Raw genomic sequence first — 21,154 nt, 5'->3', positions numbered from 1 at the left:
GATTATCAACATATTAAAAACAAAATTATACTAAAACCCCATTTATATTTCGCTTAAAGAAAATGATAAGCCTTTAATTACCGACATTAACTGCGCATATTTTTAAAAGCTATGGACCTTTATTTTTTATTTGTATATTCAACACTTTATTACTAACCCAAATAATCTTCATAGTAAAATGAGTCGCTTTTATTTTATTATTAGTCTACTTCTATATCAAATATTTTCTTTTCAAGATTTATATGGGAAGCAAACTGAAAAAGATGATAATATATTCTATATAGAAGAGGCTAAAGACTATGCAAATATCATTGAATACATGGATTATTACGTTGATCCTTCATCGCAACTTGGCATCCAGGATATTTCATCTCCAGAATACATTAATAAGTTTGAGCCAGTTTCTGATATTCATGTTGTTTATGAAGCGCTTGACCAAAACATTTGGTTAAGACTGAAAATCAAGAATTTAGAAAACATCCATAATCATTCATGGTATTTTGAATCTTGGGGTTTTGACATCAACCAATTCACTTATTATTTTCCCAATCCTGACGGTAGTTTTACTGCTAATACCTCAGGATATGATTTTCCATTTTACCAAAGGAATATCAAACACAAAAACTTTAATTACCTCCTTGACATTAGGCCTGGAGAGCAAAAGACATACTATTTTAAGGTAAAGAGAAGCTATCCGCTTGCCTTTAATCTGCATTTGCGTACCAATGAAAAATTCATTGCACACACCCTCAACGAATATTATTTCTTGGGTATATATTATGGTGTATTAACACTCATTTTGGTCTTCAATCTATATCTAGTATACAAGTTAAGAGACACTTTATACCTCTACTTTGCCGGTTTGATACTGGCCTGTATTTGGTTTTCTTTTGGTAGGGATGGCTTAGGCTTTCAATATTTATGGCCAAATCATCCTGAATTTAATTTTCTGACCCAAGGAAATATCACGCAGGTGGCAGTGGTCATAGCCACTTTACTATTTTCCAACAGGTTTGTACAAAAATACAATACAAGTAACTTGATGTTTCGTGCAACCATCATTGCAATTATTCTTAAATGCATCCTATTTTTTGTCCAGGACACACTATTTCATATAGAAGGTCGAACTTATATAGGCCTGACCATATCTATTATGCTGGTCCCCTTTTCTATTGGTCTTACACTTTTATTGAAATCTAAGATCTATTCTTGGTCCTATATTTTCGCCTATGCCTGCTTATTTTTGGTCATCATTAATAGTCATACCATCGCCTTTGCATTATTTGATGACCAAGTGATCAACTGGTATTTTGTACATCCGGTAATATTTCTGGAAGTGGTCCTATTTTCCCTTTCTATTTTCAACCAAATAAAATTTCTTCAGGAACAATACAAAACAGTCAGTGAGGAAAAGACAATGGCTTTGGAGGAGAAAAATCGCCTAGCGGATGAACTCAACAATAAACTCCAGCAAAAGGTAAAAGAAAGGACGGAAAAGATTGAAAATATGGCAAAGGATTTGGCAAGCAAAAATGTACAGCTTCAAACAACCAACCTAAAACTGCAAGAACTCAATACCCATGTCAACCAGATCAACGATTACCTTAGAAAAAACAATGAACAACTTCGGACCAATATGGAGGAAGTCACAAAAAACCTTGCACTGATGAAGGGCTTGGATTTTGAAAGTTTCAAAAATGTTTTTCCTGACAAGGATAGTTGCCTACAGTTTTTGTCTGAACTTAAATGGAAGGATAAATATATTTGTAAAAAATGTGGGTATAATAAATACGCCAAAGCGGCTAACCATGGCAGGAGATGTAAAAACTGCAATTATTTGGAATCACCAACGGTGGAAACCCTATTTCACAAATTAAAATTCCCAATAGAAAAAGCCTTCTATATATTATACCTATCCAACAGAAAGGATGTGGATCTTACCCTCAATGAACTTTCTGAGATCTTGGACCTGCGGAGAGAGACCTGCTGGGCATTCAAGAACAAAATAACCCAAGCTATGGAAAAAGTCGGGCACAATAAAGACCTGAGCGGATGGGAAAACTTAGTATTGGTCCATTTGGAATAAAAAATATTATGATTATCCGTTTTAACACCAGTAAACTTATTTCTCACAGCCTGTCCCGATTTATCGGGAGATTCCACGGATCTACACAGATTTAAATTAGTATTTCTTAGAGATATGTATTCTCTTAATAGGGAATGTTTTGAATGGTAAAACTTACTGGTGCAATTGCGGATATGCATAAAAAATGTTTCTCAAAAGCGCTTAATTTAAAGCCAACCTTTCTCAATTTGAATGAGAAAAACCATTGTCCCTCCTTATTAATGGGACAATGGTTTTTATTTTAACCATAAGGGATCATTCCTACATTGCCTACTGCTAATATCACAAACTTTAAACAATTAAAGATCAACTAGCTCCTGACTTCCCTTGACCTGAAATTCACCTTTTACCACCATGGTAGTTTCTGCATCCAAATCACCCTCAAATCCTGGCTGCTTTCCTCCCACATGCACCGTAAAACGCCCCTCTTCAATGGCCCTTTTAGATTGGGTATTGATCATGGAAAGCTGTCTGGGGGATAAGGTAAAACGCATTTCTTTACTTTCTCCCGGTTTCAGGTGTATCCGTTCAAAAGCTTCCAGTTGCCGAATTGGTCGCAAAGTAGAGGCTTCTTGGTCTGTTAGGTATAACTGGACTACCTCATCACCTGCGCTGTCCCCGGTATTGGTCACTTTCACACTTACGGATACAGTTTCTCCAGCTTTTACATGAGTAGGAATTGTCAGCTCGGTATATTCAAATTGGGTATAACTGAGCCCGTAGCCAAATGGATAAAGCGGAGTACCTTCAAAATAACGGTAGGTCCTGCCTTTCATATCATAATCTTCAAATGGTGGCAAATCCTCCACCGATTGGTAGTAGGTGATTGGCAGCCTGCCCGCAGGATTATAGTCTCCAAAGACCACATCTGCAAGCGCATTACCACCTTCTTCTCCTGGATAACCAGCACTGATAATGGCATCAACATTTTCCTTGGCCCAGTTGATGGCCATGGCACTTCCTGCATTCAGCACCAAAATGACTGGCTTGCCGATGGCTTTTACCGCCTTCAGCAAAGCTTCCTGCTGTGCCGGCAAAGTGATCGCGGTACGGTCTCCTCCATCAAATCCCGGAGTGACCACATCCATGCTTTCCCCTTCCAGCCTTTGGGACAATCCCAGCACCACCACGGCCAAGTCCGCACTTTTGGCCAGTGCAACCGCCTCATCTATCTTGCTTACATCTGGCCTTGCCCACAGCATTTGGGCGATAGCATTGGTCTCATCGCTGAAGAAAGTAACTTCCACCTTATACCTTTTCCCTGCTTCCATGGAAACAATATCGGTGGCATATCTTCCCCGGTGAATGGTACCCGACCCATTGGATATTTCTTTCCCGTCAATACGTATTTTCATACCTCTTTTTGAAAACACACCGAATTCATAACGTCCACTTGCCGGAGGAACCAGATAACCCTCCCATTTTACAGAGAAATTATCGATCAGCTCTTTGGAGATGGGCTGGTGCTCCCAGGAAAAATCAATTTGGTCATCTATCCGCTCCAAGACCGGCTCACCTTCCCAGTTTAGGTTATTATAATAAGATGCTTTAAGCCCCTGACGTCCATCTTCCGTTTCAAAATAAGCAGAAGGTACAGGCTTCAGGTTATAAAACCCTTCTGCAGGATGTACACCTTCTGAATACACTACTTCAGCCTTTGGGCCCACCTTGTGCTTTATTCCCTCCAGAAAAGTGACCGGCTTTTTGGGTATGCCATGATAGTTACCCAAAAGCGATTCTACATTATCTGCATTGGGACCAATTACAGCTATCTTTTTGATCTGATCTACCGAAAGGGGCAGTAAATCATCCTGATTTTTCAGCAGCACCATGCTTTTTTGGGCTGCCTGTCTTGCCAAAGTATTATGGGCCTCGGAGCAGACGATTCCGAAAGGAATTTGGGCAAAAGAAACCGCTTCCTCCGGATCAAACATTCCCAATTTGAACCTGGCCAAAAACAATCGCTTTACCGCAACATCAATCTCTTCCTCGCTTACCAAACCTTGCGCCACGGCATCAGTAAGGTGAACATAATAATTTCCACAATTCAAATCGCAACCACCAGAAACACCAATTGCCGCAGCTTCCGCTGCTGTCGAGGCAATCTTATGGCCTGTATGAATATCTTGGATAGCACCACAGTCCGAAACCACATAACCTTCAAAGCCCCACTGCTCCCTTAACACTTGATTTAATAAAAAGTCATGCCCACTACACGATTCACCCCTAAATCTATTGTACGCCCCCATGATTGAATATACCTTTGCCTCTTTGACCGTTTTGCGGAATGCTGGAAGATAGGTTTCATAGAGGTCCCTATCACTCACATCCACATCGAAAGAATGTCGAAGCGGCTCAGGACCGGAATGGACTGCAAAGTGTTTGGAAGTCGCAATGGTCTTCAAGTATTTCCCATCGTGATCTTGCAAGCCCTCTATAAATTGGGAAGCCAGCTCTCCGGTGAGATAAGGATCTTCGCCGTAAGTTTCATGGCCTCTTCCCCATCTTGGATCCCGAAATATATTGATATTTGGTGACCAAAAATCCAGTCCGGTATAAATCCCCCTTTTGCCATTTCTGATAAACTCGTGGTGCTTGGCCCTGGCCTCATCGGAAATCACTGTGCCTATTTCCTTCATAAGGCCTTTATCAAAAGAAGCCGCAACGGAAATGGACTGGGGGAATACGGTGGCATATCCTGCCCTAGCCACACCATGTAGACATTCATTCCACCAATTGTACTCAGGCACCTTTAGACGGGAAATGGCCGGAGAGGCATTCATCATTTGACTTACCTTCTCCTCCAAGGTCATCTGATCCACCAAAATATCTACCCGCTCTTCGAAGTTTTTATCCGTGTCCAAAAAGGAAAAATCAGGACCACTTTCTTGAGCATGGCTCCCCATATTTCCAGTCATTAAATATAACAGAAAGCCTAGTCCCCAATATTTTAACCCCATGGCACTAAAGCTAAATCCTAATTTGTGTATTGAAGGTATTTCTAAAGATTTTACTTTCATCATTAAGTTATTTTGGTGGTATCAATTATCCTTTTTTTCATCTAATGTAATGCTAAAGCTGAATTGACAATTTCCCTTGTCAAGTGATTTAGAACTATCTTTCTTTGCGCCTTATCGAGAACATTTAACCTGAACTCAGTAACAGGGGGAGCATCAGTAGTTTTGCACCAAGTCCTGCACTTCAAAATACACCGGTTTGGGTTGTAAGTTTTCGTCCAGCAAAAACGGAAAAGCCTTACGCCCCGGTTTGTCCAGCCAGGTCCCATCATCTCCAATTCCCCAAAACGTCACTCCTGAAATGATATCGCTGTAATCCAGCAAGACCTGAAAAATCATTCGGTACGCTTGCTTTTGTCTAATGGAAAATGCTTCCGTGTAGGTCTCAGAGCCAGTCTCGTCTCCTGACAAATATACCGATACGTCCAATTCCGTAATCTGAATTTCAACCCCCAACTGTTTGTACAAATCCAATGTGGTACGGATGTCTTCCTCAGAAGTTCCTACAAACCAGTGCCCTTGCATCCCAATACCATCGATAGGGATATCATTCTCTTTTAGCCTTTTAACCAATTCAAATATCTTGTCCCTTTTCCAGCCAAAAATAGAGTTGTAATCGTTGTAAAACAGTTTGGCATCTGGATCGGCCCTGTGGGCATATACAAAAGCTGAATCAATATACGACTCTCCTATCATTTGATACCAGGGAGAATCTTCCCGGTAAAAGATAAGCCCATCAGGATCCCAATCGTAAAGGGCTTCATTCACCACATCCCAGGCATATACATCTCCTTTGTACCTGGATACTACGGTATTGATATGTTCTTCGAGTTGGTCCAAGGCAATTTCCTTGGGTAAAAGTTCTCCATCTTCATCATAAAACATCCAGTCCGCAGTCTGAGAGTGCCAGGTCAGACAGTGTCCCCTAACCTTAATATTGTGCTCTTTGGCAAACTGCACTATTTTATCGGCATTGTTCCAAGTAAATTCTCCCTTATTTCGCTGCAATTGATCCGGCTTCATAACGTTCTCCGCTGTCACACTGGAAAAATGTTCCAGCAGTGCCTTCCCATGTAACGTATTGGGATCCGCATGCTGAGGTGTGATCGCTGCTCCAATAGGGAAATAGTCTTTGAACAACTCCTTTAGTGGAACAGCCTTTACTTCTTCATTTGGGGGCTCTTTACCGTCATTGGAATCCGGCTTACCGTCCAAGTCCGGTTGCATCTCATCAGAGGGGTTACAACTGAAAATAAATAGACTTAAAGCAATAAAAGCCCAAAAATTTAGTCCAAGTTTTTTCATTAAATAGGTTTGTTTTGAGTTTAGGGTAATAAATTGATATTAAAATGAACTAGAGAAATATGGAATGCTTTTTTTAACCTTTTGCGCAATTCAAAGCTCTTCTCTCTTTTCCAGTCAAAATTAAAATTGTACTCACAGTAAATCAGTTTGGCATCTGAATTAGCCATGAACACATATTTATCTTTCTTACTTTGACATTACTGGAGTTATTTGTTCTTCCAGTTGACCAAAACCAACTTTCTTGTACAATATCACTCCCTCTTCAGCATAAAGCATCCCATCCCGAGTCTAAACATGCCAAATGTCCAATATTAGGGAATTAGGAGTAGCCTTTCTTCCTTCTCCGCTCTCCAGTTCTTACCTGTCATCCCCCACCAGAAACTCATTCACATCTAACCAATGTATAAAAGCCTCAAACCATCGGTTACTGGTACGATCGGGATTGCCCAATCCGAAACCATGACCTCCATTTTGGTAAAGGTGAAACTCTACCGGTATACCAGCTTCGTACCAAGAGCGTATCACCCCAAATTGTCCATGAAAAAGAAAATCATCACTGGCAATTACGTTGAACATAGGAGGTGCATCCTTTGGTACCTCCACTTCTCCCATACCTCCATAAACCGGACCGATAAAGGCCAAATCCATGGTCTCTGAATTGAGTGTACAATGCATGGTAAGTCCAGCACCTGCCGAAAAGCCAATCATGCCTATCCTGTCTGTATCTACTCCCCACTCTTCGGCACGCTCAACAATCATGGCATAGGCGGCTTCTGCATCTTCGAGTTGATCGGACAGGTTCCTGCGAGGTCGTCTAGGGGCTTTTCCTTCTTGTGTCGCTTTGGATGCTTCGTCAAAGGTCCTGTTCATGGAATTGCTAAAATCTTCCAAAGATTCGGGGGTCGGATGCAGCCTGTATTTGAGTACAAATGCCGTGATTCCCTGCTCAGCTAGCGCTTCTGCAACTTCCCAACCCTCGTTACCCATTGAAAGCCATCTAAACCCTCCGCCAGGCGCTACGATCACTGTAGTACCGTTAGCCTTACCGGGTTCTGGGAAGAAAGGGGTCAGGGTAGCGGTACTGATATTTCTGGCCATTGGGTCGCCCCATTGACGAAACCAGGTCTCCGGAGAAGGTTGACCTTCCACACCTCCTGTACCCAGTGGGATGGCATTGGGTTCCTCGGGGTTGTCAATTGGATACATGGTCCCATCCTGTGCCATTGTAGCTTGGGCACAAAAGAATAATACACCTGCAAATGCGGTTTTAGCGAGGGTTTTCATTACATACAACATCATCAAGTTATTTAAATAGGTTAAAGTTAATCGATTGTCTCATTGGACGAGACCTCATATTAGCCACGGTCCTCCAAGTACCATTAGAGCAGAGCTACTTGACCTAATTCTTCGGTATTTTCAACTCAGGATATAGTCATTAAAGAAGTGAGGACATAAAGTCCCCACCTCTTAAGGTTGGTGGTTTAAAAAGGTATTTCATGGTTTGGAGTTAATGGATTTTTAAATCTGTCTACTCCGTTGGATATGCATCATTGGCTTTGGTAGCATAAAGACCAATCAAATTGCCTGTAAACCCACCAGCTACATTCGTGGAAAGGATATCGCCGGACACTGTACCTCCCAGATTTTGGAAATCAGTTCCGTTAGTGGAATAGCTGAACTGAAATTCATCTCCTTTAGCACTTATTCTTAGTGACACAGGATTCTTAAGGTCAATCTCCGTACTCGCCAAGATTTCAGACTTCACCTTACGGTCTCTTCCTCTGCCCTGTGCTTCAGTTCGCTGCAGTACCAGTACATTTTTCTTTCCGGATTTGGTAACTCCAAACACATAATTGAAGGCTTCACTTTGCACACTGGTCAAACCTGCCAAGTCTTTTTCCGACTCAGGTTGGTATTCCATGGTAGTAGTAAAAGAAAAGTTTTTGTGCTGCTGCCTGTGGAAGAGCGTGGAAGTGGGTTTGACCTCTTTGATATTGGTGTCAAAAGGATTGATCTTCAAACCGCCTTTAGTTTTGGAAATAAATGCTTCCCTTGGTCCCCTTAGGCCTATCCAACGATAATCCAATTTCTCGGATGTAAAATCCTCTGTAAAAGTAAAGTTACCATTTGGAAAGAACCCTTCCTGTCCTGTTTTGTTCTTCACGCCTTCGGGCATTTTCAGTTTGGGCTCCATCGGTACCAAACCATTTTCGAAAACCGGAAACTCACCTGACCAATCCACTGGTAGGATAAAGGTTTCCCTGCCTGTATTTACTCGGTTCTTTTCATTGGGTCGAATACCCAAGAAAACGCCATAATACTTATCATCCGGTCCCAATACCAAGTCAGCATGACCCGCCCAGTCTACTTTATTTTGTCTGTTCTGGGATAAATACCGTTGGCTAAGAATCGGATTACTTGGTGCTGGGATATAAGGTCCTTTTGGATTATCGCTCACAAAGACCACTTCACTGTGCCATCCTCCGGTACCACCTTCAGCACACATCAAATAATACTTGCCATCCTTCTTATAGATATGTGGAGCTTCAATCCAAATCGGTTTTTGGGACAGGTCCACTCCCCCATTGACAATCACTTTATCTGTTCCGGCAATAACCTGGTCCTTCTCAAGATCATATTCCCAAACCTTAATCACGCGGTGACCATTATACAATTCCTCTCCCTGCGCTGGTGCATCATTGTGCACCACATAGGCCTTCCCGTCCTCATCAAAGAATATGGCGGGGTCAATCCCCTGAAAGTTCAACTTATAGGGTTCACTCCAACCTTTCATGGGGTCTTTGGTTTTGACCACGAAATTCCCCAAACCTCCTGCAAATGCAGTGGTAATCATATAGAAAGTATCGTTGTGAGGATTATAACGGATATCCGGGGCGTACACTCCTGCACTTATTCCTGTATCATGCACATCTAGCTGAGAGGTTCTATCCAGCACATGACCGATCTGAGTCCAGTTCACCAAATCATTAGAATGGAAAATCGGCACCCCCGGGAACATGGCGAAAGAGGATACTACCATATAATAATCATTACCCTTTCTGGTAATGGCCGGATCAGGATAACATCCTTGAAGAATCGGGTTATAAAATTCATCCTTTTCAAGAGGATTTTCATTATAAACCTGATCATCTCCCTGATAAATGACCTTGGTAAACAGAGGGCTATTGTCTGCCTTTTGTCTTCCTAAAACTTGATTAAAAGCAAAGGTGGCCCATAAAAAAGCCAATAGAATAATAGGTTGTTTTTTCATTTTATTGTTTTTGAATTGATTCAATATATCGATGCTGATTTCAAAATTTAAATAGGAAAAAGACTTAGCTAATCGGAAAAACTCCAATAGTCAAAATACAGGATATTATTGGGTGCTTTTCCTTTGAAAACAAAATACAGGTCATGGACACCTTCCACCTGTTTTACTTCGGTGGACACCAATGACCACCTGTCATCTCCGCCTGTTAGCGGCACATTGACCGTACCCAATAGCACCCCGTCCAAACTGTCTATCCTGATCTCCATACTTACATTGCCATTGTGGACAGTCCCTACCCTTGCCGTAAATTCAGCAGGTCCCTTATCACGAAAATCCACCGCCTTTACCTGGGTATAGGCCTCGTTTTTGGTGGCAATTATAAAATTCCCCACTACCTCATTCTTTTTGGCTTTTACCCCTTCCGACCAAGCAATTGTCTCCGCTTCATTTTTAATATAGGGGTTGATTGTTCCAAAACTTTCTGTGATTCCTGCTGTCATTTTCATGGGGACAATGGTCCCGTCTCCTTTGAAATTCACCTCATCGACACATACTGATCGGGTAAATCCACCCCCTCCGGGCAAGGCACCATTATGGTAAAACAAAAAAGTTTTCCCCTTGAAGTCCACCATTCCCGGATGGTTGGTAAAGCTCCTGCCTTCGGTGGGCATCAATACGCCTTGGTATTTCCATGGGCCAGTTGGACTGGAACTGGTTGAATAGCCAATATGTTCAGGTAACGGACCCGCCGCAAAGAGCAGGTAATACAGGTCATTTCTTTTATACAACCAAGGGCCTTCCTCATAGGTCGTGGGACGACGTGGATCTGCCTTGCCTTCCCGTTTGCCAAAAGCTTCTACCGTATTGGGAAACTGTTCAATTTCTCCATCATAGGTGATCATATCCTCATTTAGTTTCACATAATAACATACCGGGTTTCCCCACATCAAGTAAGCCTGACCATCATCATCCACAAAAACAGTCGGGTCAATATCCGCCATACTATTGCTGATCAAAGGTTTGCCCAATGGATCAATGAAAGGGCCATAAGGGCTGTCAGCTACCGCTACACCAATGCCGTTTTTATTGTTTCTATCAGTTATCGGCACATACATATAGAATTTCCCATTCCGTTCTATACACTGAGGTGCCCAAGCATTCATCTTGCCCCAACTAAATTCCTTATAAGACAAAACTGCCCCATGATCTGTCCAGTTGACCATATCTTCGCTTGTGTACAGTCTCCAGTCATTCATGGTAAACCAGGTTGAATTATCCTCATCATGGGAGGTGTATAAATAGACCTTATCATTGTACACCATAGGCGCGGGATCCGCAGTATAGGAGGTCTGAATGATAGGGTTTTGTGCTTTTGTTTGTAGAATACCCGTGCCTGCAATAAGCACGGATATTGTTAGTATTTTGAAAGGAAATTTCATCTATCTATCTTTTTCTGTTCTACAAATGAGATACTTAGTTATTGTCACGAATTCGTTATCTCAGATGACCGATGCCTATTGGATGTCCGAGCGTTTCAGACCTGTCAGGTTTGTTTAACGGGCAAATACAAACCTGGCAGGTCTATGCCCTTATCCATTGGCGGATCATGCTAGATTTCATAATTTATCCAGGTCTTTTATTTAGTAAATTTCCACCAGTCAAAATTGAACAAGTCCTTTTCCCCTCTAAAAACAAAGAACAGGTCATGTACATCCTTAATATCCCTTACAGGGGAGGTCATGGTCTTCCATATGTCACCCTGACCTTTAGCATCTATGTTAACTGTTCCGATTAAAGGCCCATCAATATTATCGACACGAAGTTCAATTTTCCCTCCATACAATGAAGCAACACTTACCTCAATCGCCTTTGGGCCATCGGAAAAATCCACCCCTTGCACTTTGATATAATCTCCATTATGAATTGAGGTCGCAAACAATCTTTCCGTTATCTTTTTTCCTTTGTCCCAGGAAATGTTTCGTTCCCATTCTGTGGCAAATTCGGTTTTTACTCCTTCACTCCAGGCCATGGTTTCGGCTTCAACACGCTTGTAAGGGTTTAAAGTACTGACTTGTTCTACATTTCTGGACCAGAAAGGGTGTTTCTGAATGGTCCCATCAGCGTTATAGGTCAACTCTTCAACACAAATAGACCGCCTTTCATAATGCTTTGACATGGTTTGTTTCAAAATGTTATAATTGAAGCCAAACACATAGGACTTGCCTTTAAAGTCAATAATTCCTGGATGATTTCCGTTTGAACGTTTGTCCCCGTCCATGATCATCCCCTTGTACTCCCAAGGCCCTGTGGGAGAATTACTCATGGCATAACCGATGCCCTCAGGACAACAGGTTGAGGCATAAGACAGATAAAAATGTCCGTTTCTTTTCCAAACCCAAGGTCCTTCTTGGTAATTATCTGGAGTTGAAGGATCTTGAATGATCTCTCCCGAGTAAGATATCATGTCCTCATTCAGTTTCACATAGTACACCTTGGGATTTCCCCAATAAAGGTAAGCCTGTCCATCATCGTCAATAAACACCGCTGGATCAATGTCATGTTCACTTTTTTTAATTAAAGGTTTTCCAATGGGGTCTTTGAACGGCCCATAAGGACTGTCAGCAACTAAAACACCTATACCTACTCCACCAGGTACAGGACAGTAGAGATAGAATTTCCCATTACGTTCTATACTGTGGGCTGCCCAAGCTCCATTTTCATGCGGAACCCAATCAAAATCTTGTAGCGATGCCACCGCTCCATGCTCGGTCCAATTGACCATATCGGTCGATGTGTAGAGCAACCAGTTGTGCATTTTAAAGCCAAATGCATCATCCTCGTCATGACCGGTATAGAGAAAAACGGTGTCATTATGGACCATCGGAGCGGGATCAGCAGTAAATTTTGTTTGGATGATCGGATTTTGGGCCTTAGCTGACAGAAAAACTGCTCCTATCATAAATACTGATAATGCTAAACCCTTATAGATTCTCTTCATTTCACTGTTTGTTAATGAGTTAACACAAAGCCTCCCCTTGACTGAACCGTAACGGTCAGCTCCCCATTTTTCCCAACTTTCACAGTTTGGAGTGTGGGCTGTCTTTCTTTATCGTCATTGTATAATGAGACCTCCTGTCCTTTGAGCATAGGAAGATTGATTTTCAATGTCTTGGCAGCATTTTCAGCATTGACGCCTGCGATATACCATTTCTTCCCACTTCTTCGTGCCAAGACACTGTATTTGCCCGGATAACCATCAATAAAGACCGTTTCGTCCCAAGTAGTGGGCAGTTCCCTTAAAAACTCCAGTTCAAATTCGGGTACATCAGTTAAGTTATTAGGAGTCAAACCAAACATCTGAACAGGATTTTGGAAAAGTACCCCTGTCGCCAATTGGAAGCTATCCGTGGTCAAGCGCTCTTGACCTCGTTCATTTCCCCTGTTAAGGAATTTATTGAGCAAGACCCCTCCAAACTCCATACTTCCCACTGCATTTCTTATAAACGGATGCAATGAAGCATAAAACGCTTCATTCTCTCGAACACCTTGGGAAAATATGAGCATTTCCGAAGCCAAGACAGCTTCACTTCCCACAAAATTGGGATACATTTTCTCCCAGCCTCTAGGAAGTGTGGTTCCATGGAAAATCACCATTAATCCATGGTCATTGGCATCCACCAAGATATCTTCATAAAGCCGCATGGTCTCCTGCTTGTCCCCACCGAAAAAGTCTACTTTCAATCCTTTCACCCCTGCTTCCTTCAGCCATTTCATTTCCTTCTTTCTGGCAATGGAGGTGTTCATTTTGTTCAATGGAGTCTGGAAAGCATCATTGGCCGTACCGTTGGAATTGTACCAAAGAAATACATCCACATTTTTCGAATTGGCGTACTGGATCAGCTCTTCCATCTTTTTATAGCCAATCCTTTCATCCCACCAGGCATCGATCAGGATGTATTCAAAATCCATGGCTGCAGCCAAATCGATATACTTCACCTGATCTTCATAATTCATACTGTTGTCCTGCCATACGATCCAACTCCAGGTTCCTTTTCCATATTGGTAAGCTTGGGAGGCCTCATATAGCGGCTCCACCACATCAAAAGGAATGGTGGTTTCCACTATTGGCTTGAGCGTTTTCCCAACTGTAATGGTACGCCATGGTGTAAAACCAGGAAGGCCTATTTGCGCACCCGTGCTGCCAAAGCCATTATTTTGTTCCATTTGAGGATATTCCACAGTGTACATTCCATCTTGAAAGCTACTTAAGTGTGCTCCGTTATAATTACTTCCTACACCTGTTTCGGATAGCAGTACCCATCCATCTTCCCCCACTTTGAAAAGCCCCGGAAAAACATAGCCAAATCTCGCCGTAGTGCTTTCCAAAGCCGCATCTGTCACATAACCACTTTCATAACTGGGTGCGGTACGTGCAAAACCTGTCATGGGCTTCATCATCGAAGAGAGAAAAGCGGTAGTGGCTAATGGGAAGCGAAACCCTGTCAATTCCCGCTCCACTACTGTTGCCCTGGTATCCCCCCATTTGGGCAATTCATAGCGAAATGCGATATCATGATCGCTCACCTGAAAGTGAAAAGTAATTTGTTTTTCCTCTTGATTGCTGACGGTATAAGCCAAGGTATTGGCCATATACTGAACAGACGAAGCTTTGATCTTATCTTGACTATAATTTTTCTTGATTTCATCGGTGGAGGCATCTACAAAACTCATATTGGAGGTGAAGTCTCCCTCATTGGTCACCAGCCCCAAAGGAGAGTTCTCCAACATTACCACATCCTGATAATGAACCGCATATTGGGCCTTGCCATTGCTTACAGACACCCTGATTTCAAGGTTACCGTCAGGACTGGAAACGGACTTGGTATTTTGTGCATCAGCTTCCGCAGTAAACAGTATATAGAAGGCGCATAATAGTGTAAAAGAAATAATTTTCATTTTTGGGCTTTTGAATTATTTAGAAGTCAACATTCTTACTTTTTGTCTTTGAGAGCAAGGAAAAACCTTTCAGGTTCCTACCTCTCTTAGTCCCCATCAAGCTTTTCCGCTCGTTAAACCTGACAGGTTTTAATAGTACTCCATTATTGCTTAAGCACTTATTGAAATAACAAAGGAGCAAAACTGTGGAGATCATGCCTCCATACGGGCCAGGTATGCCCTCCAGAATACTCGCTATACTTATAGTCTATTCCCATCTTATCAAACTCCCCAAGCATTTTCTCACAATTATCATGGGCGATATCTTCCTCTCCTCCCATGGAAATCCAAAATAGGCTTAAGTCATTATTGATCTTTTCTGAATTTTCACTCATAAAGGCGTACTGCCCCTCGGCAACGCTGCCTTGACGCTGAGAGATCCATCCTGAACTGAATACACCTAAGTGGGAAAACAGGTCTGTATTATTGATTCCCGCATAAAGCGTCTGAATGCCTCCCATTGAAAGTCCTGCCAAGGCCCTGTTTTCCGGGCCATTTAGCGTTCTGTAATGCTTTTCCACATGAGGAATGATCTCATTCTTTAATTCGTTTTCGAACATTTGCAGTCCTCTTTCCTCAAAAGCTGCTATTGGCATATTTCCATCGGGCATCACCACTAGCATAGGTTGGGCCTTCCCTTCAGCAATAAGATTATCTAGGATCAAATCGGTCTTCCCCTGCTGTGCCCAGCCCCTTTCATCCTCACCTCCTCCGTGTAGGATATAGAGTACTGGGTACTCACGGTCCGTGTCCATATCATATCCTGGGGGCGTATAGAGAAAAAATCTCCTCCAGGATCTCAATTGTGATGAATAGTACCTGACCTGTCGGATCTCGCCGTGAGGAACATTTTTCACTGCGTAATAATCATCTCCATCGAAAGGCACTTCAATTCCGCTGGCCATTCTTCCCATACCAAAAAATGTCTCGCTTGCAGGGTCAGCCACAGCCTTTACATCAATCAACAGGGAATAATAATGGAACCCCTCTCCCAAAGGCTCTGTGGTCACCTCCCATTCACCTTCATTATTTTTGGTCATAGGATATTTCTTTCCTAGGTCAAGCTGAATATTATCGGCAGACGGAGCCCTTAACTTGAACTTAGCACTTCCATCAGGCATAATTTGTGGATATTTGGCTCCCCTGATATTTGTAGAAGCGGGAATTCCTAAGGGACTATATTGGTTAAATTTGGATGTGTCAACCGGCTTAAAAAGCATTTTGGAGAACATGTATAGTCCATTTTTCCATACCTTAAAATCATGGCCACCTTCCTCTAAATAATAAATATGGGGAACATCATTTTTGACCAAGTAATCATGGGTGCGCTGACTGAAACCCAAAAGGCCATCTTGATCTCCACAAGAGATCCAAAGCAACTTTAATTTATCCTTGGCATAGGCTGGATCAGGAACGAGCATTTCAGGACTTTTGGTGTTGGGTGCTGCTGAATAACTGCCGACCCAAGCGAATTGGTCTAAATTTCCCAAGCCGAAATTCAGTGTTTGGCCACCGCCCATGGACAAACCAGAAATGGCCCTGTGCTCCCTGTCCGCTAATACGGGATAATGGCTTTCCACAAATGGAATCAGGTCATTTAGCAAGTCTCTTTCAAAGGTGGCAAAGGCCTCCACTTTATCTTTGGCCATGATATTGCCAGTGGCACGGTCATCCTTCATCGCTCGGCCATTGGGCATGACGATGATCATAGGTTCCGCCTTACCTGCTGCATAGAGATTGTCCATGATCACTTGAGGCTGCCCACCACGCAACCACTCCGTTTCATCTCCTCCTATTCCATGTAGCAGGTACAATACTGGATATTTTTTATTCTTATCAAATTTGGGAGGGGTATAAACAACGGCTTTGCGCGCTGTCCCGACGGTCTTAGAGTCATACTCCACCGTGTCTAGTTTTCCGTGTTCAATACCACTTTTCACTTGATCAAAACCTTCTGGCGCTTCTTTTTCTATTTGCTGACCAAAGCTTGCAGCAAGGCTACCAATGAACAGTAACAATAAATAGCTTATTTTTCTCATGGTTATTTAAAAGTTAATTTCCTATAATCGAAAGCATTTGCGCTCCATATCGTCTCCCAAGTTTCCTGTATCCTGCTGCAGAAAAATGCAGCCCATCGGAAACGGCCTCACAATCTTCAGATGAAATCACATATGCATTAGGGATCACTTCTGGTAAGGTCGCAATGATGGCATTCATACTGGCACATTTTCCCCCTTGGGCAGCACTGACCATTTCCCCAGCCAATAAAGGAACTTCTTCTGAAGCCAAACCCAGATCAGAGAGCAGATTTTGATATACTCCTTTTACTTTTTGTGGCCACGCTTTATCACCTGTATTGGACTCCCCTTGATGCAATAGAATTCCCTTGATGACCCCTTCATTTTGCGCTGTTTTTGCCAGTTCTACCAAATGGTGGTAAGGGTTTCCGTCATATTCCTTGACCATGTTTTTAAGCCAATCCGGAGCTGTTTCCACATAGGATTGATAATTGTCCTTTTCAAAAAGCTCAATTCTACATCCACCCACAGACACATTGATCACCCCTATCCGAATACTGTCTGGGAGATTTTCCACCAAGGTCCTACCAAAATAATCTACAGGGGTAAGGCCTGTATGACATCTGGTCAAGGGTGGAACGGCAGGATACCAATTGCCTTTTTCCCTATCCAGACCAGAACAATCGATGGATTGCAGGACTTGAAATCTGGGATCTACATCCATATCCTGTTCCTCAAACTTTGCAGCTCCTTCCATATTTGACTGGCCAAAAGCCAGAAAAATGTAAAAATTCTTATCCTGCGCTTGAGCTGAAATTCCAAAGCACAAAATGACGAATGATAGAGAAATCCATTTCAATAAAAATTTCATATTCATAGTTTAGTGGTAAAGGATTATTTCACTGACAACACTCCTTTTTGGGTCTGATTGATTTTTTGGATGGTGCCATCTTCATTATAATGCATATAGTCGACACAGATCGACCGGCGATAACTTCCTCCCGTAGGTAGCTCCCCATTATGATAAAAGAAATAATCTTTTCCTTTATAAGTGACTATACCTGGATGAACAGTAAAGCAATTGGGAACATTTTCCATGATTATCCCTTGATAGGTCCAAGGCCCTTCAGGACTTGATGCTGTACAGTATTCTATCATTTCTGGTTGGGTACCTGCACTGGCATATACCAGGTAGTAAAGGTCCTGCCGTTTGTACACCCAAGGCCCCTCTATAAAATGCTTAGGCTTAAAGTGATGTATAGGACCGTCCAATTCAACCATATTATCTTTTAGCTTAGCCCATTTACAGCTGCCATTGCCCCAGTAGAGATATGCCTGGCCATCATCATCTATAAAAACAGCCGGGTCAATATCATCCCAACCATGCTCATTATCCGTGGTCATTTCATTAACAATCAAAGCCTTTCCTAAAGCATCCTTAAATGGCCCGGTAGGACTATCAGAAACTGCTACTCCAATGGCCGCACCACCATTGCTGTTTTCATCCTTTTTATGAAAAGTGGATACATACCAGTAAAACTTACCATCCCTTTCTATACAATGCGCTGCATAAGCATCCCCTGTAGCCCATGAAAATGATTTTGGGGAAAGCTGTGCTCCATGGTTGGTCCAGTTCACCATATCTGTAGAGGAAAAGACCAACCAATCTTTCATTTGGTAATTGGTAGCTTCTACACTAGCGGTATCATGACTCGTATAGAGATAAACTTTACCATCATGAACTATAGGTGCCGGATCTGCTGTAAATACATCAGTGATAATGGGATTTTGGGCAAAAAGCTCTTTGCTTCCAATAAAAGCGATAAATATTGCCAGCAATATTATTTTCTTAGTAATCATGGTTATTGGTTAATTGATCAATATGCTTTCGTTAAGAATTAATTCATTTTTCATCTTGGACTATTTCATATACTTCACCTGAAGATGTGGCCAGATCATATTCATATATCTTTTTCAGTGACAGCCCGTTTAGCTCAGCTCCTCCTGCGATCAAGGGTTTCTTGATATTCGGTTCTTGGTAAAATGGATTAGCATTCTCTCCCTCTGCTTCAGAGAGTCCATCTCCAGAAAGCGGATAATGAGAGCGAATTCTACAGTTCCCGCCTAGAGCAGATTTTATAACAATTTTCTTTGGCTGGTTTTTCTTCCATTCTATTGCCAATTCAAAGCCCCCTCTGGCTCTTAGCCCGCTGACTTTACCTTCCTGCCAGGCATCGGGCAAAGCAGGCAAAATATGGATAGCTCCATCATGGCTCTGCAGCAACATTTCCGCAATTCCGGACGAGCAGCCAAAGTTACCATCGATCTGGAAAGGGGGATGTGCATCAAACAAATTTGGATAGGTGCCTCCTTTGTGTTTTCCGTCCGGCAATATGGCCGGACTCAACTGGTCCGTGATCAGTTTAAGTGCTCGGTTGCCGTCCAGCAGCCTTGCCCAAAGGTTGACCTTCCAGCCCATGGACCAACCGGTGGATTCATCACCTCGGGCCACCAGAGAAGTCCTAGCTGCTTCGAACAATTCCGGATTTCTGTAAGGGGAAATCTGATTGGATGGAAAGAGTCCATACAAGTGGGAAACATGGCGGTGCTTGTCCTCGGGATTGTCCCAATCATACATCCACTCCTGAAGTTGCCCCCAGCTTCCTATTTGCATTGGAGGAAGTTGCTCCAGTTTTTCGTTAATCTTTTGCCTCATCTCAGCATCCACTCCCAGCACCTCTGCGGCACGTACAGTTTTGGTAAAAACATCAAAAACCAGTTGATTGTCCATGGTAGTTCCTGCGGAAACTGATGCCCCATGATCACTATAAGGTGCATTTTCTGGGGACACAGAAGGCGCTACCACCAACCAACCATTGTCAGGTTCCTCAACCAAAAAATCCAAATAAAATTCAGCAGCCCCCTTGAGAATGGGATAAACAGATTCCAGATAGGCTATGTCACCGGCATATTCATATTTGTCAAACAAATGTTGGGAAAGCCAAGCCCCCCCCATGGGCCATTGTCCCCAAAAAGCCCCGTCAACAGGCCCTGTAATCCGCCAAATGTCCGTATTGTGATGGGCGACCCAACCGTTCGAGCCATACATATCACGGGCAGTTTGTCTGCCAGTTTCCGCCAATTCGCTGACCATTTGGACCAATGGTTCATTCATCTCCGTTAGATTGGTGATCTCCGATGGCCAGTAATTCATCTCGGTATTGATATTGATGGTGTATTTACTGTCCCATGCTGGCTTGAGCTGATCTGCCCATATCCCCTGTAAATTGGCCGGTTGACCTCCTGGACGGGAGGAAGAAATCAACAAATAACGGCCAAACTGAAAATAAAGGGTCACTAATTGCGGATCATTTCCCTGTGAAAATTCAACAATTCTGTCATCTGTGGGCTTATCCACGGCATCAGTCTCTCCTAAATCAAGGCTCACCCGCTTAAAATATTGCTGATAATCAGCCACATGATCATTTAATATAGCGTCGAAGCCTTTATTGGTGGCCTTTTCCAAAAAAGCACTGGCTTTTTCAGTCTCATCCCCACTGATATCCTGGTAGTTCTCAAAATTTGTGGCCATGGAAATATACAAGGTGGCCTTATCTGCACCGGTTACTGCTAAATTGTCATCTGTAGCAGACATTTTCCCATTCTCTGTCACGATCCTTACCCGTGATTCAAATTCTACTCCTCCTTTGATGCCTTCATGATCACTTGAAATTCCTGTAAGGATCAATTCCTCATTGCCATTGGTGCGCAGATCAAATTGCCCAGGGCGGTCCATGGTGGCTGAAAATTCGAGGGCACCCGCTTTATCTGCTGTTATTTGTACCACAATCACCTGATCAGGAAAAGATGACAGCACTTTGGTTTCATAGTTTACACCTCCCTTTTCATACCGGGTAGTTACAATGGCCTTTTCTAAATCGAGTTCTCTCGAATATCCGGAAGTTGGTTCCTCTCCATAAAAATTCAATCTCAAATTCCCCAATGTTTGATAAGGCATACCATAGACACCGCTAAAAAACTTTTGGTTGATAAGTTCTTGGGCTTCGTCATACTTTCCTTCAAAAATCAACTTCCTAGCTTCTGACAAAGCTTCTTTGGCCTCGGGCTTGTCATTTCGATAGGGCCTTCCAGCATATAAAGTATTTTCATTGAGCTGAATGGTTTCCTTATTTGGATCTCCAAATACCATCGCTCCTAAACGGCCATTCCCAACAGGCAATGCTTCCACCCACTGTTCCGCAGGTTCATCGTACCAAAGCCGCAAATGATCATCCGAAACCTCAATGCTTTGGTCCACCTTTTCGGAAGTCCCACAAGACAAATAAAGCAGACTAAAAATTGATAAAAGGGTTATTTGTTTATTCATTGTTGAGTTTTATTATTATGCGTTTAAGTAATTTTG

General features: G+C 42.6%; 12 protein-coding genes. 1 reads left to right on the top strand and 11 read right to left on the bottom strand.

The window, feature by feature from the left end; all coding sequences use genetic code 11:
- Window positions 1-178 precede the first annotated feature (178 nt).
- A complete protein-coding gene (locus H7U17_RS09930; protein WP_186756542.1) occupies window positions 179-2,086 on the top strand; it encodes a 7TM-DISM domain-containing protein in 1,908 nt (635 codons plus the stop codon).
- Between the two features lie 338 nt (window positions 2,087-2,424).
- Here the strand turns inward: H7U17_RS09930 and H7U17_RS09925 are convergent, their stop codons facing one another.
- The 11 genes from H7U17_RS09925 to H7U17_RS09875 form a co-directional block, all read right to left on the bottom strand.
- Window positions 2,425-5,148 carry a glycoside hydrolase family 3 protein gene (locus H7U17_RS09925; protein WP_230981352.1) on the bottom strand — a complete coding sequence of 908 codons (2,724 nt, stop codon included), beginning with the start codon at window positions 5,146-5,148 and terminating at the stop codon, window positions 2,425-2,427.
- A 150-nt stretch (window positions 5,149-5,298) separates the two neighbouring features.
- On the bottom strand, window positions 5,299-6,447 hold the full coding sequence (locus H7U17_RS09920; protein WP_186756541.1) for an endo-1,4-beta-xylanase: 1,149 nt from the start codon (window positions 6,445-6,447) through the stop codon (window positions 5,299-5,301).
- 357 nt (window positions 6,448-6,804) lie between these two features.
- Window positions 6,805-7,731 (bottom strand): alpha/beta hydrolase, encoded by a 927-nt coding sequence (locus H7U17_RS09915; protein ID WP_230981351.1) that lies wholly within the window; start codon window positions 7,729-7,731, stop codon window positions 6,805-6,807.
- 244 nt (window positions 7,732-7,975) lie between these two features.
- Complete coding sequence (locus tag H7U17_RS09910; protein ID WP_186756540.1) at window positions 7,976-9,718, bottom strand: glycoside hydrolase family 43 protein; 1,743 nt, start codon at window positions 9,716-9,718, stop codon at window positions 7,976-7,978.
- A gap of 68 nt (window positions 9,719-9,786) precedes the next feature.
- The gene (locus tag H7U17_RS09905) at window positions 9,787-11,157 is read right to left on the bottom strand and encodes a glycoside hydrolase family 43 protein (protein ID WP_186756539.1); all 1,371 of its coding nucleotides are present in this window, start codon (window positions 11,155-11,157) and stop codon (window positions 9,787-9,789) included.
- A 197-nt stretch (window positions 11,158-11,354) separates the two neighbouring features.
- Window positions 11,355-12,716, bottom strand: coding sequence for a glycoside hydrolase family 43 protein (locus tag H7U17_RS09900; RefSeq protein ID WP_186756538.1), 1,362 nt, complete (start codon window positions 12,714-12,716; stop codon window positions 11,355-11,357).
- Between the two features lie 11 nt (window positions 12,717-12,727).
- Entirely contained in the window at window positions 12,728-14,674 is a 1,947-nt protein-coding gene (locus tag H7U17_RS09895; RefSeq protein WP_186756537.1) for a glycoside hydrolase family 97 protein, read from the bottom strand.
- Between the two features lie 158 nt (window positions 14,675-14,832).
- Window positions 14,833-16,752, bottom strand: coding sequence for an alpha/beta hydrolase-fold protein (locus tag H7U17_RS09890; RefSeq protein WP_186756536.1), 1,920 nt, complete (start codon window positions 16,750-16,752; stop codon window positions 14,833-14,835).
- A gap of 13 nt (window positions 16,753-16,765) precedes the next feature.
- Window positions 16,766-17,602 (bottom strand): sialate O-acetylesterase, encoded by an 837-nt coding sequence (locus H7U17_RS09885; protein WP_230981350.1) that lies wholly within the window; start codon window positions 17,600-17,602, stop codon window positions 16,766-16,768.
- Between the two features lie 23 nt (window positions 17,603-17,625).
- The gene (locus H7U17_RS09880) at window positions 17,626-18,591 is read right to left on the bottom strand and encodes a glycoside hydrolase family 43 protein (protein ID WP_230981349.1); all 966 of its coding nucleotides are present in this window, start codon (window positions 18,589-18,591) and stop codon (window positions 17,626-17,628) included.
- A 43-nt stretch (window positions 18,592-18,634) separates the two neighbouring features.
- Window positions 18,635-21,118, bottom strand: a complete 2,484-nt coding sequence (locus H7U17_RS09875; RefSeq protein ID WP_186756534.1) for a glycoside hydrolase family 95 protein — start codon at window positions 21,116-21,118, stop codon at window positions 18,635-18,637.
- Window positions 21,119-21,154 lie beyond the last annotated feature (36 nt).

Origin of the sequence: Echinicola salinicaeni (assembly GCF_014280965.1) — a bacterium.
GTDB lineage: Bacteria > Bacteroidota > Bacteroidia > Cytophagales > Cyclobacteriaceae > Echinicola > Echinicola salinicaeni.
Note: the sequence above shows the minus strand (reverse complement) of the source record. Positions and strands in the feature narration are given on the sequence as shown.